This window comes from Alteromonas sp. ABH4_453 (assembly GCF_056160665.1).
In genome coordinates, this window is record NZ_JBSWXP010000003.1 from 387,838 (window position 1) to 404,096 (window position 16,259).

The 16,259-nt window shown below is 43.5% G+C and carries 14 protein-coding genes and 3 tRNA genes; 10 read left to right on the plus strand and 7 right to left on the minus strand.

From position 1 onward, the window contains the following. Positions 1–73: 73 nt before the first annotated feature. The 3 genes from ACXAGV_RS08020 (at position 74) to ACXAGV_RS08030 (ending at position 5,348) form a co-directional block, all read left to right on the plus strand. Positions 74–2,197 carry a 3-hydroxyacyl-CoA dehydrogenase NAD-binding domain-containing protein gene (locus ACXAGV_RS08020; RefSeq protein WP_474872795.1) on the plus strand — a complete coding sequence of 708 codons (2,124 nt, stop codon included), beginning with the start codon at positions 74–76 and terminating at the stop codon, positions 2,195–2,197. A gap of 160 nt (positions 2,198–2,357) precedes the next feature. Continuing rightward, complete coding sequence (locus ACXAGV_RS08025; protein ID WP_474872796.1) at positions 2,358–3,539, plus strand: acetyl-CoA C-acyltransferase; 1,182 nt, start codon at positions 2,358–2,360, stop codon at positions 3,537–3,539. Positions 3,540–3,548: 9 nt separating this feature from the next. After that, positions 3,549–5,348 carry an acyl-CoA dehydrogenase C-terminal domain-containing protein gene (locus ACXAGV_RS08030; protein ID WP_474872797.1) on the plus strand — a complete coding sequence of 600 codons (1,800 nt, stop codon included), beginning with the start codon at positions 3,549–3,551 and terminating at the stop codon, positions 5,346–5,348. Positions 5,349–5,895: 547 nt separating this feature from the next. Here the strand turns inward: ACXAGV_RS08030 and ACXAGV_RS08035 are convergent. The 3 genes from ACXAGV_RS08035 to ACXAGV_RS08045 all read right to left on the minus strand — a co-directional run bounded on the left by ACXAGV_RS08035 (position 5,896) and on the right by ACXAGV_RS08045 (position 7,904). Further along, positions 5,896–6,294, minus strand: a complete 399-nt coding sequence (locus tag ACXAGV_RS08035) for a DUF3718 domain-containing protein (protein ID WP_474872798.1) — start codon at positions 6,292–6,294, stop codon at positions 5,896–5,898. A 562-nt stretch (positions 6,295–6,856) separates the two neighbouring features. Further along, positions 6,857–7,255, minus strand: a complete 399-nt coding sequence (locus ACXAGV_RS08040) for a DUF3718 domain-containing protein (protein WP_039224045.1) — start codon at positions 7,253–7,255, stop codon at positions 6,857–6,859. 355 nt (positions 7,256–7,610) lie between these two features. Further along, entirely contained in the window at positions 7,611–7,904 is a 294-nt protein-coding gene (locus tag ACXAGV_RS08045) for a sugar-binding domain-containing protein (RefSeq protein ID WP_474872799.1), read from the minus strand. 123 nt (positions 7,905–8,027) lie between these two features. Between ACXAGV_RS08045 and ACXAGV_RS08050 the strand changes: the two genes are divergently transcribed. Beyond that, positions 8,028–8,288, plus strand: a complete 261-nt coding sequence (locus ACXAGV_RS08050; RefSeq protein WP_474872800.1) for a hypothetical protein — start codon at positions 8,028–8,030, stop codon at positions 8,286–8,288. A 228-nt stretch (positions 8,289–8,516) separates the two neighbouring features. Here ACXAGV_RS08050 and ACXAGV_RS08055 read toward each other — a convergent pair whose 3' ends face one another. After that, positions 8,517–8,909: a DUF3718 domain-containing protein gene (locus ACXAGV_RS08055; protein WP_039224051.1), complete on the minus strand. Its 393-nt coding sequence runs from the start codon at positions 8,907–8,909 to the stop codon at positions 8,517–8,519. 159 nt (positions 8,910–9,068) lie between these two features. After that, a complete protein-coding gene (locus ACXAGV_RS08060; protein WP_474872801.1) occupies positions 9,069–9,971 on the minus strand; it encodes a LysR family transcriptional regulator in 903 nt (300 codons plus the stop codon). 231 nt (positions 9,972–10,202) lie between these two features. Here ACXAGV_RS08060 and ACXAGV_RS08065 point away from each other — a divergent pair, with 231 nt between their 5' ends. Next, positions 10,203–10,652, plus strand: a complete 450-nt coding sequence (locus tag ACXAGV_RS08065) for a MaoC family dehydratase (protein WP_474872802.1) — start codon at positions 10,203–10,205, stop codon at positions 10,650–10,652. A 187-nt stretch (positions 10,653–10,839) separates the two neighbouring features. On the opposite strand, the gene ACXAGV_RS08070 is transcribed toward ACXAGV_RS08065, so the two are convergent. Both ACXAGV_RS08070 and ACXAGV_RS08075 read right to left on the minus strand, forming a co-directional pair. After that, complete coding sequence (locus ACXAGV_RS08070) at positions 10,840–11,004, minus strand: entericidin A/B family lipoprotein (RefSeq protein ID WP_474872803.1); 165 nt, start codon at positions 11,002–11,004, stop codon at positions 10,840–10,842. A 17-nt stretch (positions 11,005–11,021) separates the two neighbouring features. Next, positions 11,022–12,005, minus strand: coding sequence for a mechanosensitive ion channel family protein (locus ACXAGV_RS08075; protein WP_474872804.1), 984 nt, complete (start codon positions 12,003–12,005; stop codon positions 11,022–11,024). 419 nt (positions 12,006–12,424) lie between these two features. Between ACXAGV_RS08075 and ACXAGV_RS08080 the strand changes: the two genes are divergently transcribed. The 5 genes from ACXAGV_RS08080 to ACXAGV_RS08100 all read left to right on the plus strand — a co-directional run bounded on the left by ACXAGV_RS08080 (position 12,425) and on the right by ACXAGV_RS08100 (position 16,127). Beyond that, on the plus strand, positions 12,425–15,118 hold the full coding sequence (locus ACXAGV_RS08080; RefSeq protein ID WP_474872805.1) for a TonB-dependent receptor plug domain-containing protein: 2,694 nt from the start codon (positions 12,425–12,427) through the stop codon (positions 15,116–15,118). 167 nt (positions 15,119–15,285) lie between these two features. Further along, positions 15,286–15,588: a 4a-hydroxytetrahydrobiopterin dehydratase gene (locus ACXAGV_RS08085; protein ID WP_474835831.1), complete on the plus strand. Its 303-nt coding sequence runs from the start codon at positions 15,286–15,288 to the stop codon at positions 15,586–15,588. Between the two features lie 203 nt (positions 15,589–15,791). Further along, positions 15,792–15,868, plus strand: a tRNA-Met gene (locus tag ACXAGV_RS08090). A 53-nt stretch (positions 15,869–15,921) separates the two neighbouring features. After that, positions 15,922–15,998, plus strand: a tRNA-Met gene (locus ACXAGV_RS08095). A gap of 52 nt (positions 15,999–16,050) precedes the next feature. Further along, a tRNA-Met gene (locus ACXAGV_RS08100) sits at positions 16,051–16,127 on the plus strand. The last annotated feature ends 132 nt before the right edge of the window (positions 16,128–16,259 follow it).

Below are 16,259 nucleotides of genomic sequence, written 5' to 3' on the forward strand. Positions count from 1 at the left end.
ATAACACCAATAAACTTGGATGATTGACAACACTGCAATAACATCCAGTTAACGTGATAAACAGGACATGGTTATGACTGAGATGGAAAATAAAGCCGTAGAATATGCAGTACAACAGGGTGTTGCCACGCTGACAATGCAAAGTGCGCCCGTTAATGCGCTGTCACGCGCTATCAGAGTAGGGTTGATAGAAGGCATAAACAATGCACTAAATGACGACAGCGTAAGTGCCATTGTTATTACTTCTTCACTACCTATTTTTTCGGGTGGAGCTGACATCAGCGAATTCTCTGGTGGCGATTTGTCTCCCATGCTGCCTGAGGTACTAGACAAGATTGAAAATGCGTCTAAGCCGGTTGTTGCTGTTCTCCCTGGACCAGCATTCGGCGGTGGCTTAGAAGTGGCGCTAGCTTGCCATCATCGCATCACCTTTGCCGACAATAAGGTGGGTCTTCCAGAGGTAAATCTAGGCATATTACCGGGCGCAGGCGGTACTCAGCGCCTTCCTCGTTTAGCCGATGCACAAACATCGTTAGAAATGATCGTAACAGGCAAGCCTACGTCGGTGGTCAAACTTCCAGGTGTCTTCGACAAAATTTCTGATAAGCCTGAGCATTTACTTGAAGATACAAAAGCGTATTTACAAGCATTAACGCCAGATAAAGCGATTAAACGCACCAGTGATATCACGCTGTCCATGTCTGACGAAACGCAGGCGGTGTTTGATGCAGTAACTGCACAAACTAAAAAAGCGACCCGTGGTTTCTTTGCTCCATTAAAATGTATCGAAGCGGTACGCGGTGCTTACACGCTCGCTTTTGAAGATGGCCTTAAAAATGAAGGCAAGCTTTTCATGGAGTGTATGAACACGCCACAGGCGCGTGCCCAGCAGCATTTCTTTTTTGCTGAACGCGCAGCAGGTCACGTAAGCGATTTCGACAAAAATACTCCTGAGCGCAGCATTGAAAAAGTCGCGATCATCGGCGCCGGAACAATGGGCGGTGGTATCGCTATGAATTTCGCCAATGCCGGCATTCCAGTTACCATGCTCGAGCTCAAAGAAGAAGCGCTAGAGAAGGGATTAGCGCTTATCAGAAAGAATTACGAAAACTCAGCGAAAAAAGGCAAATTAACCCAAGAGCAGGTAGAGAGCCGTATGGCACTGCTTTCAGGCACTACGTCGTATGATGACTTAGCTAATGTTGATCTTGTCATAGAAGCGGTTTTCGAAAAGATGGAAGTAAAGAAAACCGTATTCTCGACGCTAGATAAAGTGTGTAAGCCGGGCGCTATTTTGGCTTCGAACACATCGACGCTGGATATTGATGAAATTGCTACTGCCACATCACGTCCTGAAGACGTGATTGGTCTTCACTTCTTCTCGCCAGCGAATGTAATGAAGCTACTTGAAGTGGTTAAAGCTGAAAAGACATCTGCTGAAGTTATTAAAACTTGTATGAAGATGGCCAAGAAAATCAGAAAAGTCGCTGTTTTGGTTGGCGTATGTTTCGGGTTTGTGGGTAACCGCATGATTGAGCCTTACGGCCGTGAAGCTAACCGCTTACTGCTAGAAGGAGCAACACCTGAGCAAGTTGATCGGGTTTTAACCGAGTTTGGCATGCCAATGGGGCCGTTCACTATGGGTGATATGGCTGGATTAGATATTGGCTACTATGTACGACAGTCTCGACAAGAGCACATTGCACACGACCCCGCTTACGGTGCAGTTGCAGATCGCTTGGTAGAAAAGGGGCGCAACGGACTTAAAACCGGACGCGGAGCTTACAACTATGAACCTGGCAGTCGAGTGCCTGTCCCAGATCCAGAAGTACTAGAAATTGCTAAGCAAGAAGCAGAACGTTTAGGCGTGGTTCAGCGTTCAGACATTAGCGATGAGGAAATTCTAGTTCGCGTCATGTACTCATTGATTAACGAAGGTGCTGCCATCTTAGAAGAAGGCATTGCAGCTAAATCTAGCGATATCGATGTGATTTATGTTTACGGTTATGGCTTCCCCGTGTATCGCGGCGGCCCTATGCAATATGCCGACGAAGTAGGGCTAGGCACTATTTTAGATAAGCTGACTACCTATCGTGATCAATTGGGTGATTACGGAAAGATGTGGCTTGAACCAAGTGATTTGTTGGTGAAATTGGCCCAAAGCGGCGGCACGTTTAAAAGCTATAAAACGAAATAAACATAGCTCTCGTTAGCGAGAATTAATCGACGGTGAGAGCTAGCGATAGCTCTCGTTACCCGACATCCGAATTTGGTAAAGCTAGGTATTTTTGATAAGTAGCAAATAAGCCTAGCTAAACTTTGGCTGAACTTTCAGCCCAACTGAAAGGAACATGAAAATGCGCGATGCAGTTATCGTAAGTACAGCACGTACGCCAATCGGGCGCGCTTATAAAGGTGCACTGAACAATTTACCAGCCCCTTCATTAGGTGGCCATGCTATTCAAAACGCGGTAGCACGCGCAGGGATCGACCCTGCCAGTGTCGACGACGTGGTAATGGGCGCAGCGCTAACCCAAGGCAGTGGTGGCATGAATATTGGCCGCTTGGCTGGCCTAGCGGGTGGTTTACCGGTCACCGTAGCAGGTATGACACTCGACCGCCAATGTAGTTCTGGCATGTATGCCATTGCTACCGCAGCGAATTCAATTCGTACAGGCGATACCAACATTATGGTTGCGGGTGGCTTAGACTCAATTTCACTTGTGCAAAATAAGAACATGAATATGTTTCGCGCCGTTGACCCTGCACTGGTTGCTAAGCACAAGGATATTTACATGCCTATGCTTCAAACGGCAGAAGTAGTTGGCAAGCGCTACAACATCAGCCGTGACGTACAAGATGAATACGGTTACCAAAGCCAGATGCGCACAGCCGCGGCGCAAGAAGCAGGCAAGTTTGATGATGAGATTGTCCCTATCACAGCAACACAAGCTGTATTCAATAAAGAAACAGGGGAAACTTCTGAACGCGAAGTAACTTTGTCGAAAGACGAGGGTAATCGCCCTGAAACAACGCTAGAGGGTCTTAAAGCACTCAACCCTGTCATTGAGGGCGGATGTATCACGGCGGGTAATGCAAGCCAGCTTTCTGATGGCGCAAGCGCGACAGTTATTATGGATGAGCAATCAGCGGCGAAGGGCAATGCTCAGCCTCTTGGTATTTATCGCGGGATTGCAGTGGCAGGCTGTGAGCCGGATGAAATGGGAATTGGCCCAGTGTTCGCCATCCCTAAGCTATTAAAGCAGCATGGATTAACCATGGATGATATCGGTCTATGGGAGCTTAACGAAGCGTTTGCGGTACAAGTATTGTATTGCCGCGACAAGTTGGGCATTCCAGACGAACTATTAAATGTAAACGGCGGTGCCATTTCTATTGGTCACCCATACGGCATGAGCGGTGCTCGCATGGTGGGTCACGCACTCATCGAAGGTAAACGACGCGGTGCGAAATATGTTGTTTGCACCATGTGTATCGGTGGCGGCATGGGCGCTGCTGGTCTATTTGAAGTAATATAGGTATTGGGTATGGAAGGTTATAAAGCTCCACAACGTGACGCCATGTTTGTAACACATGAGCTACTAGATTATCAAAATCACTATCAAAAACTGGGTTTCGATGAAGCCTCTGAAGACCTAGTTTCGGCGATTTTCGCTGAAGCGGCTAAGTTTTCTGAAAATACGCTTGCACCTATCAACGCGTCTGGCGATGAAGAAGGGTGTAAGTGGGTTGACGGAGACGTTACTACGCCAAAAGGTTTTAAAGAAGCTTATCAAACCTATGTTGACGGTGGTTGGCCAAGTATGTCGCACCCAGAAGAGTTTGGTGGCCAAGCGCTTCCTTATTCGTTGTCTTCTATTATCGCTGAATGGTTCTCTGGTGCTAACCACTCGTGGGCTATGTACCCTGGTCTCAGTCAGGGTTGTATGGAAACCCTTAAAGCTCATGGCACGGAACTGCAGCAAAAAATGTTTCTTGAAAAATTGGTTAGCGGTGAGTGGACAGGCACAATGTGTCTAACTGAAGCACACTGTGGCTCAGACTTAGGTATGCTTAAGTGCCGTGCCGAGCCTCAAGAAGATGGCAGCTACAGCTTAACAGGCACAAAGATTTTCATCTCTGCGGGTGAACATGATATGTCTGAAAATATTGTACACATTGTTTTAGCTCGCTTGCCTGACGCACCAGAGGGCACTAAAGGTATTTCACTGTTTGTGGTACCAAAGTTCAACGTATCTGAAGAGGGTGAAAAGCAAGACAGAAACGCTGTAGCCTGTGGCAGTATTGAACACAAAATGGGTATTAAAGCCAGTGCAACCTGTGTTATCAACTTTGACGGCGCAAAGGGCTTCTTAATTGGCCCACCTAACCGTGGTCTAAACTGCATGTTTACCTTTATGAACACTGCGCGTATCGGCACAGGTCTTGAAGGCTTAGCTGCATCTGAAGCTTCTTTCCAAGGCGCATTGCGCTATGCGAAAGACCGCATTCAGTTTCGCTCACTAACTGGGCGTAAAAACCCTGATGGCCCTGCTGACCCAATAATTGTGCATCCTGATGTGCGCCGTATGCTACTCACACAAAAAGCGTTTGCTGAAGGAAATCGTGCGCTAGCGGCTTACTGCATGCAAATGGTTGACGTCACGCTCTACGGCGATGATGCGGCAGAAAAGCAGGTCGCAGAAGCTAAACTTGCTTTCTTAACGCCTATTGTTAAAGCGTTTTTGACCGAAACGGCTCAAGAAGCAACTAGCTATGGCATGCAGGTTTACGGCGGCCATGGCTTTATTAAAGAGTGGGGCATGGAGCAGCTAGCTCGCGATACACGTATTTGTACTATGTACGAGGGTACAACGGGTATTCAAGCTGTTGACTTATTAGGTCGCAAAGTAATGGGCTCTAATGGCGAATTACTTAATGTATTTGTTCAAGAAGTTCGCGACTACTGTAATTCATTGCGCGACAACGCCCAGTTTAGCGCTTGGACCAATGCACTTAACTCTCATCTTGACGAGTGGCAGCAAATTACCATGGACATTGGTAAAGCAGCAGCGTCAAACCCAGATGAAATTGGCGCAGCGTCTGTCGATTACCTAATGTACTCAGGTTACGTCACTGTTGCTTACTTCTGGCTTAAAATGGCAGTGAAGGCACAAGAGCAGCTTGATGCAGGTAGCACAGAAACCGAGTTTTATAAGAGTAAAATTTTAACAACGGGCTTCTACTTTGACCGTTTGTTAACCCGCACTCGCTCGCTTGTTTCAGCTATGCAGTCAGGTGCTGACAACTTAATGTCTATGCCAGAGAGCATGTTTGCTATCGAATAGTGACATAACAGCAAAACACGTGCGTTAAGAAAAGGCGCACTAAAGGCCGAGAAAATAATGTAGCCCAAATAAACATGAAGGGCGTTATTTTACTCGGCCTTTTTGTTTTTGTAATACTGAATAGAAGGAGTAATACCAATCCGCATAGGTAATTGCCCACTCAGAAGGTGCTGGTAAGCTTCCTAGCAAAGCGTGGGAGTGCAGAAATGGCTGTACTCTCTTAAATTCTAAGTGCGCAAAATTTTAGGGGGCTCTATACATTAGTTATTCGCTGACCAACGCTATTATAGTGGGGAGACTAGGATGATGTGTTTGAATTAAGAGCACTAGATAAAATTGAACGCAAGGTTCCATTAATATCAAAGCTTTCAATCCGAGGGGCGTTACATTGGTTACACAGAGAAATGCTTGAGTGGGTGTAAAAAGAAGTGATTGATTTTATAGGGGCCTAGAAAGGGGTGAGGCCCCTAAAAAGGGGCCTCCAGTGCGGCGTCCTGCCGCTACCATGTTGAACCGGTGTATCACATGGTGTGACTAATCTGTTGTATTAAATTCTGCCGTCAAGCTCAGCTGAAATAGGTGAACTTTGTAGACCTTGCTCAGCAATCCAAGCTTGTAAAGTTTTGCCGTCTGACTCTGGCTGAGCCAAATCTTTACTTGGCATTTTCTTTACAAGAAGCGTACCCACTTCAACCGCATTATTCGTTAGAGCTGTGCGAATAAGGCTTTGACCGTTACAAGAAATGCCAGAGTAGTAATCGCGAAGCTTTAGTTTGTAGTCTGACTGAACGCTACGCATTTTCTTACGAAGTTCGCCTTTGTCATCTGCTTGAACAATTGTGCAAATGTTTGCTAGTGCTTCGTTAATGTCATTAGCCTGTGCTGCGTTTGAGAAAGCTAAAGTAGATGCTGCAATTACTAGAGAAGTTTTAACGATTTTCAACATGGTTAAATTCCTTCGGTTGTTGTTATTAAGATTGTGTTTGTTCGTTGAGATGTATTAAACCTTAATCTAAGTGGCTGAAAAACATATCGTAAAATAACAAGGTATACCAAAGTATACTTATTGCCGTGAATTCTGATTCTAGAAGGTAAATCAAATTGCTTTTTCTACTTGGTTCACTGCCGATAAATCAAACGCGGGGGACGGTAACGCTCAGTACGTTTACCAGTTGATAGCTTTTGAACTTCAAGGTCCAAATAAGAAAATAAGAAAGTATTAAAGCTATTGATATTTGTGCTTAAAGATAATCACTCTCTAATCGAGACTTAAAATCTTTTTAATCGCAGCGTTTTGCAGCAGGTATAGTCGGTTCTATATCAAGTTGACACAACAAAGAGTACAGACATGTATAGACTCGCCTTGAGAGGAGTGGGAATTGTCTATGCGGTTTGGTAGGTAGCATGGGCCACAGACAATAAAAAAGGCCCCGTAGCAGTGGGGCCTCTCAGTGCAGCATTCGCTGCTACCATGTTGAAACGGTTCACATGGCAATGTGAAATAGGTGTTAAATTCTGTCGTTTAGCTCAGCTGAAATTGGTGAGCTTTGCAGACCCTGCTCAGCAATCCACGCTTGTAGTGTTTTACCATCAGCTTCTGGTGCTTGTAGATCTTTACTTGGCATTTTCTTTACTAGCAGTGTACCAACTTCAACAGCATTGTTTGAAAGTGCAGTTCTGATTAAGCTTTGACCGCCACAAGATATGCCTGAGTAGTAGTCGCGAAGCTTAAGTTTGTAGTCTGATTGCACACTACGCATTTTTTTGCGCAATTCACCCTTATCATCTGCTTGAACGATAGTACAGATGTTAGCTAGCGCTTGATTTATATCATCAGCTTGTGCTGTGTTAGAGAAAGCCAAAGAAGATGCTGCAATTACTAGTGAAGTTTTAACGATTTTCAACATGGTTAAATTTCCTTCGTTTGTTTTATTAATCGGTTCGTTTGTTCGGCTTTAATTAAAAAACAATCAAGATGATTAAAAAACATTCACTCAAATAACTAAGTATATTGGTTAATACCTTATACTAAAGATGTAGAAGAGAAGGTGGCGCTATAGCCTTTAGTATTAAAGGGGTTAAGAGCTAATTGCACGATGAAGAATGAGATTGTTAAACGAACAAAAAAAGTGCAAGAAAACAGCATCTATGCTGTTTCTTTGCATTGAAATAGCGTCAAGGATGTAATAGTGGCCCATCTATATTTCAGTAATACCACACACAACATGTGTAGACTTACTTTTCAAAAGAACCAAATTAATGCTAGATACCTTGTAATGCTGACACTGTGCGCTCTAATGTAATAAGCCAGTATAAGAACTTAGAGCGAAGTGCGCTTCTTGCAGCTTTAAATTTATTGTCGCCCGCTGCTATACCGATTACGGGTTTCTCTGGCGTTGCCTTTAACTTAAAGCTGGTCGTTCTTTCATTGATATCGCATTTTATGAGCGCGCCTTCTTCGTTGAATGTCCAGCTGATTATTTCGCCACTCGCGCCATAATCAGCCAGTACGCCTAGTTCGTCGTCATGAATAAATCCGTCTTTGTACAGTGGCAAAACGCTATCTAAATTTCCGATCCTAGACGAAACTAAAATCCTCTTGTTCTGCTAGTGTGTGTATACGGGAAATGTGTTGTTGCCCAATTACCGGTATTTTAACTGCCAATACTAAAAGATAACTTGGCTGCGGGGCGTGATGTAAGCATTAGTGCTCTGGTGGTAGCCTGCCGGGCATATTTTTCTGATAAACGTAGGTCGCAAGAAGGGAAACCTCTGGAAATCAATGACGTTCTAGCTGACAAGCTACATCAAGCAGCAAAAGAAAATGAAGTTAATGCGCTTCGCTTTCTTGAGCTAGATGAGGTGTTTGGTGAGTTAGCTAAACATGAAGTGTTTACGGGTTGCTACCAGTCTGATTTAGAGCGCATATATCAAAACTAGCCTGTGCTTTTACTAAGTGAAGAACTTGCTAAATCCAAGCTTGCTATGGCAAAAGCTAGTTAGTCAATCAAAGTTAGTCAAACAAAGTTAGCTGAAATGAAAAGAGGGTAGTACGCGACCTTCTTTTTTTGTGTCTGCTACAAAGAAAAAAGCGACCCGAAGGTCGCTTCTTAAAGTGCAGATTTCTCTGCAACCATGTTGAACTGGTTCACATGGCGTGAAACTGTTTTACAGTCGGTCGTTGAGTACCGCTGCAATCGGGTTGTCTTGTAAGCCGTTTTCGGCAACCCAAGCCTGTAGCGTTTTACCGTCAGCTTCAGGTGCCTGTAAATCGCTCTTTGGCATTTTCTTAACCAGCAATTCACCTGCTTCTACAGCATTATTCAAAAGAGCCGTTCGGATAAGGCTATTTCCGCTGCAGCTAATACCTGAGTAATAGTCTTTTAGCTTCATGCGGTAGTCTGACTCTACAGAACGCATTTTTTTACGTAATTCGCCTTTGTCGTCTGCTTGTACGATAGTACAAATGTTTGCAAGCGCCTCGCTCACATCAGCCTGTGCCACGCCCGATACACCTAGTGTCGCCGCGATAACAAGAGAAGCTTTAACGATTTTCAACATGGTTAATTCCTCAAGTATTTTAAATGTTTGATTGCTCGTTCGGGCACAATTAAACGCAAAAAATTATGTTTTGGAAATGATGGGAGTAATACTCAGGTATGAGGTTTTATAACCATGTTTGGTTCAAAGACAACGCCCCATTGGGGCGTTGTTTTTAAGTTAGTGCGGCTTGAAGTTACTTGCTACTTCCATTATTTGTTCGCGCATCCACATGTGTGCGTAGTCGTGGTCTGCACTGACGTGCCAATACAAATAATACTCTACTGCAGGTAGATCGAATGGCATTTCATAAATGGCAAGGTCGTAGTGTTTTGCTAAGTGAAACGGTAAACACGCTATTAAGTCTGTTTTAACAATGGTACTTGGAACCGTTAAAAAGTGTTGACCACGCATTACCTCTTTTCTTCTTTTCCCCATTTTGTCTAGCGCTATATCAATAGGGCCTGCGCCTGATTTACGTTGAGACACGTTAATATGACCCAAGCGCAAAAAAGTATCTAAGTCTAAGCCGTTTTTTAGAGCAGGGTGGTTTTTGCGAGCAAGTACTACAAACCTGTCTTGTGCGATTTTTTCTTTGCAAAGGTGAGGGTCAGTGAACGTAGATGCATCAGCAAAAAAATCTAATGTACCCGCTGCCATAGCAGATACTACTTGGCTTCTAGGTATCTCATAGTTGGTCAAGCCAATATTGGGTGCTAGATTCTGAAGGCGAGCAACCAATCGAGGCATAATACTAGCTTCAAGTAAATCTCTGCTTGCAAAATTGAAAGACTTCTCGGCAGTTAAAGGATCAAACGTGTGGCTTTCCTGAACGCTTTTGCGCAACAATGCCAATGCTTGACGCGCAGGCACAATAATGTTTTGGGCTACAGGTGTTGGTGTCATGCTGTGACCAGTACGAACAAACAAGGGATCGTTTAACATTTCTCGCAGTCTTGCGAGAGAGTTGCTTACTGCTGGTTGAGTAATACACAAGACATCTGCTGCCTTGGTTAAGCTTCCTGCCGTATAAATGGCGTCGAATACTGCAAAAAGGTTCAAATCGATTCTATTGAGATTCATAACTAATCCTTTAAGAGCGAGTGCCCTGAACATAGCCAATAGATGAAGAGGCGCTAGTTTGCACCACAGTGCTTTTGGCCAACACTTTGATGACATGCTACATAGCATCTACGAATAATTTACGATAGTGTAACAAGAATATTTATAAATACCTATTATTAAAAGTTAATTGAAGTATTCAACTAAATAATAGTAGTTTTGTCGTTAATAAATGGAGATTGGACTGAAATTATGAAGACACTTTTAGATTTAGCGATAGGCGAGTCGCTTGCGCAACCCGAATGGTTAACAGTAACACAGGACATGATTAATCAATTTGCAGATGCAACAGGCGACCATCAGTGGATTCATTTAGATTCGGTTAGGTGCGAAAATGAAAGTCCATTTAAAACGACAATTGCTCACGGCTTTCTCACTGCCAGTCTTATGCCTAAAGCATTTGCAGAGGTTATTGCCCCAAGTGAACGCATCGCATCAATGATTAACTATGGAATAGATAAGTTACGCTTCCTTGAACCGGTCAAGAGTAACGACGCAGTTAAATATCAATTTAAACTCGTTGATGTTAGCGAAAAGCCGCAAGGCAAGCTGTTTAAAGTTGAGGCGAGTTGTTTGTTGAAGTCAAGTGGTAACCCTGCGCTGGTTGGAGGGTTTCTTATGCTAGCGGTGCTCAAGCCATAATAATGTGAGAAAGGTTGTTAGCATGAAAAAATGTCTATTACCTTGCGTTACATAAAAGGCTGAGTAAGTATCAGCTTGAAAAAATGAGGTGCTGTTGTAGAAGGTAACCTATATGAAGTGTAAAAGCCTGATGCGTTCTAACTCTGTTAAAAAGCATCAGGCTAATCTTACATAAGTACGCTAAAACCTAATTAGACGCTTCCTCAGCACCTTCTTCTACCGCTTCTCCAGCGCTTTGAATATCTTTGCCGGCGCCTTCAATCGTTGCGCAGCCGCCTAAAATTCCAAAACTTGCTGTGATAATCATAGCTAAGAATGCGTGTTTAAGTGATTTTGAATCTAATATTTCCATTTGTATCTCCTTTTACTTTACTCGTTCCCAGGTTGATCTGGGGTGTCACCTGCTTTTACATCAGACTTCTGGCTTGATGAATTTGAATTGTTATTGCTACCTTGCTCGTTGTGCTCTTTCAGCATGGCATTAAGTTTGTCGCCGCCTTTGGCATTAAAGTCCAAAGTCCTAATTGGAAATGGAATAAGAATATCGTTATCTTCAAGCACCGTTTTAATAGTATTGATGGCGTCGTGTCTAACCATCATAAAACCGGGCTCGCCAGGGTAGCGGATCCAAAACCACAGTAATAAATTAATACTAGAGTCGCCGAATGATTCTGCATACACAGCAGTTTCATCTTTTTTGATAACATAATCTTTATCGTTCATTGCGTTGGTAATAACGCTAGCGGCTGTTTCGATATCGTCGGCGTAAGAAATCCCGACAGGGACCTCTATTCTTCGATATCCTAAACTTGAGTAATTTGTCAGTATATTTCGGAATAAAATTTTATTAGGGATAACTTCAAGTTGGCCATAGAAGGTCTCAACTAGTGTATTTCGAAGATTAATTTCTTTCACATTACCAAACACGCCCTCCGCCTCAATGACATCGCCGATTTCAAAGGGCTTTCTAATACCCATTGCTATTCCTGCTATAAAGTTTTCTGTCATATCTTGGAAAGCAAAACCGACGGCCAGCCCAACAATACCTGCACCTGCAAGCAATGAAGTAACTGTGCCTTTAAGGCCGACAAAATCTAGCGCTATAAATATGCCGGCCAAGAGGACAATGGATTTAATAATTGAAGTGAGTAGACCGGCAATTTGACGGGACTCAAACGTGCGTCGCATTAACTTGCCAACAACGTTACCTACCATCTTTGCGATAACGCCGAACAATATGGCAATTAAAAAGGCGACGACAAGATTAGGAAGGAGAGTAATTGCACCTTCTATCCAGCTTTCAAGCTTCGAGCTTAGCAGCTTGTACACCTCATCTACCTTTGGAAAATCCATAAACCTCATAACCATTTACTTATTTATAACTAAGCTGAATCAAGAATTGTTCCGTAACATATAATCTTTAAGTTTCTGATTTGAAAAGATTAAGTTTTTTATGTGGTCTGTGCTGGAAACGCACAAGTGAATAAATTACGCACACAGAGAAACATTTTCTCACTACGCTTTTTAGAAATTGTGAATGAGGCATTGGACTCTGTAGCCTTAAGTCTATCTGGTCTGACCATGTGTAAAATTAATGTGAACATATTATTCACAATAAATTTACAAAATTAAAATTCGAGCATAGTATCAATCATGTAGGTCGACATTCTGTCACCTTCAAACAATAACAACACAAAATCGAACAGCCTGTTGCTAGCGGAAAGTGTGGGTAGTAGTGCCGGTAGTGATAAGCCCAGATTTGGAATCACACTATGAAATTAAAAACGCGTAAGACAGCAGTTGCCGCTATGGTCGGTACTGCGTTATTTTGCTCTTCTTACATCGCATCAGCCCAAGAGTCTGACGTTGAAACTGAGCAAGATGCCAAGAAAGACGTTGAACTTATTCTCGTTACCGGAAGTTTTGTTCGCAGAAGCGAAAACTTTGAATCTCCGTCGCCGCTAGCGGTAGTAGACAGCGTTGCAATTGATTCGATCGGCGCTAAAAATATCGCGGACATCACACAAACGTTAACAATTAATACAGGTGCAGAAAACAACCCCGATGCCTTCACGCAAAATGCTACCGCGGGAACCTCTAATATCAACCTACGTGGTTTAGGCGTGGCATCAACCTTGGTTCTTCTTAATAACAAACGTCAAGTTGTTACTGCGCAGCCTACCAACGAGGGCTTAAATTTCGTCGACACTAGCTCACTTGTACCCATGATAGCCATCGATAGAATGGAAGTGGTAAAAGACGGTGCTTCTGCCTTATACGGTTCAGACGCCGTGGCGGGTGTAGTTAACTTCATAACGAAACGTAACTATGATGGCGCTATGGTTAGTGTCGATTATCAAGACGGTGCACATGGCGATAATAAAGAATATGTCCTTCAGGGTCTATGGGGAGCAACGGGCGACAAAGGTAATGTTATAGCGGCCATTAGTTATACAAATCGTTCTCCGCTTTTTATCAACGACAGACGATTGAGTCGCCCGCAAGACGATACCAGTGCCTTGGGGAATCCAGCGAGTTTCTTCATTGCGCCAGGTGTTCCAGTTATCGACCCGTTTGGATGTGAAGAATTCGGTGGTTTTCCACAGATACTAGCGCCGGAAGGCACAGTGCCTGGGCTTGATGTGGGCCTTTGTGGTTTCGATTTCGGGCCCTTCTATTCTTATGTCCCGGATGAAAGCCGCATTAATGCATATACCCGTGCCGAGTACGAATTTTCAGACGACATCACATGGACGACTGAAATTGGCATGGCACGGAACCGAGCCGAGCGTGGTGGTGCACCAAGCTTTCCTATTTTGACAGCACCAGTGGTTCCAGACTATCACCCACAAAATCCATTTGGGCGTGCAGTTTCGTTTTTTGGCCGTGCTGAAGGCAATGGGCAGCCCGGCGATGCTGCAAATACTGAGTCGGATACATTCCGCTTTAGCACAAATTTACAAGGCGTTACTGATAGTGGTTTCTGGGAAATAAGTTATACAAGAGCGGTAAATGACTTTGTATTTTCAGTACCTGATGTATTGAATACTGAATTTCAACTCGCGCTGTTAGGTTTTGGCGGTTCAAACTGTAATCCAGTTTTGGGAACACCAGGTGAGGGAAGCTGCGAATTCTTCAATCCATTTGCAACGTCATATACAAGTGCGCCTAACTCAGACTATGTACTTAATTCATTTACGGGTAAGCAGGTCATCGACTCTAAATCTGATTTAGAAGTATTCGAAGCATTTACCTCTTTTGATACTTTCGAAATGGGTGGCGGTTATGCCGCGCTTGCACTTGGGGTTCAATATCGTGAAAACAGCCTGAGACAGGATTACGATGAATTATCTAATCAAGACAGCTTCACCTTTGTTATCGGCAACCCTGATTTAGATGGAAGCCAAGATGTTTGGGCAGCATTCGGGGAATTAGCATTACCTGTTAGTGACGAACTTGACGTGCAGTTAGCTCTTCGTTATGAAGATTACGGCGGTAGCATTGGTAGTACCGTTGATCCTAAGCTGGCTATATCGTGGCGCGCGACAGACGAGTTTTCGTTACGAGGCTCGATCTCGACGTCATTTAGGGCGCCAACCGTATTCCTTGCTCAAGGGGGAGCTACTTCACTACAACAAGTTGTCGACCCTGTGCAAGGTGCGCAAGCTTTTGTCGCTGTGCGTACATCGGGTAATGAGGACTTAAAGCCTGAGGAATCTACAGCGTACAACATAGGTTTTTCTTACGAGCCGTTCAGAGACCTATCAATTGAGGTAGATTATTGGAACTTTGAATTTGAAGATTTGATCATTCAAGAGAATGCGCAAGCGCTTTTGAACGCAGACCCTACTGACACATCGCGGATCGTACGAGCAGGTGACCCTTTAACGGGGCCAGTCTTACAGATTAACAATACTTATGTTAATGCAAGTTCACTGGAAACATCGGGGATAGACTTTGTTTCCAGCTATAAAATGGAGACTGAGCTTGGCAACTTTACACCTACAATACAAGCAACTTATATTACTAAGTATGACTTGAGCGACCCGCAAGCAGGGGATGTAGATGGTGCTGGTCGACGTAACTTCAATAACATAGGTGTGTCATCGCCAGAGTTACGTATGAATATTGGCCTTAATTGGCAACATGATGTACACGCAGCAAACCTGTTCCTAAGATACATATCATCATATGACGATGATCAAAACTGTGCAGATGGAACAAGTAATACCGCTGGATGTGCAAATGGTTTTTATGAAATCGACAGCATGTTAACGGTTGACGCTCAGTACAACATTGACTTAGGTAGCGTTTTCGACACTGATCAAAGTTATGTATTAACCTTAGGTGGAGTCAATCTATTTGACGAAGAACCACCACAGGTATTCACAAACAGCGGTTTCGATTCGAAAGTACATGATCCTCGTGGTCGACAAATTTACGCGAGGTTAGCAATAGAGTTTTAAGGTTATTGCTCAAAATTATAGAAAGATAGAGCCGGCTTCCAAAGCCGGCTTTTTGTAAACTAAAAACTCCACACATTTTTTCAAGTTTTATGCATATCCCTTTTCTAATCTAACTTTCATTATTTAGAGTAAGTAAAAGACTTATGGAAACCTACTGGGAGATAATAATGCCGACAAAGCTATCGGAAGATACTATTACGACTAAACTGGCTGCACTTAATGATTTAGTTACAGACGGCACACATTGGGAGCGAAGCGGTGATTGCATCAAAAAAACATTCACATTTAAAAGTTTTATCCGTGCATTTGGGTGGATGTCGCAAATCGCGATTTGGGCAGAAAAACTGAAACATCATCCTGAATGGTTTAACGTATACAACAAAGTAGAAGTTACCCTGACCACTCATGATGCTGATGGGCTAACGGATCTCGATTTTTCACTTGCTGAAAAAATGGAAAAATTTAAATAGTTTGGGCAGTTAACTGTTTTAAATGAGCTTGTTTTACCGTTAATTTGTATTAACTTTGAGCATGTTGGTTAATTAAGCCGCTAACAGTCAGAAAAATGAAATATTTCGGTGCTAAGCACTTGTGTTGATCAAGTCTCTATGTATAATACGCCCCACGTTGAAGCGAGGCGCGAAATGCATCAGCTACAACGTTAATTTTCTGGCGCGGGATGGAGCAGTCTGGTAGCTCGTCGGGCTCATAACCCGAAGGTCGTAGGTTCAAATCCTGCTCCCGCAACCACAGAAAATAACCAGAATTTCAAAGCACAGCATAAGCGTGCTTTACCGTACAGTCGCGGGATGGAGCAGTCTGGTAGCTCGTCGGGCTCATAACCCGAAGGTCGTAGGTTCAAATCCTGCTCCCGCAACCAATTTAGAAAAACCAAAATTAAAGTTTTGTTAACGCAAACTAAACCGTACAGTCGCGGGATGGAGCAGTCTGGTAGCTCGTCGGGCTCATAACCCGAAGGTCGTAGGTTCAAATCCTGCTCCCGCAACCACATTTAGAACCCAGCATTCGCTGGGTTTTTTCTTTTCTAGCGCTAATGCACTTAAACATTTGCTGATTTACACGGTAATTTGTATAAATCCTACGAATTAATTAGAACACCCAACAAACGAGTGTGCTAACT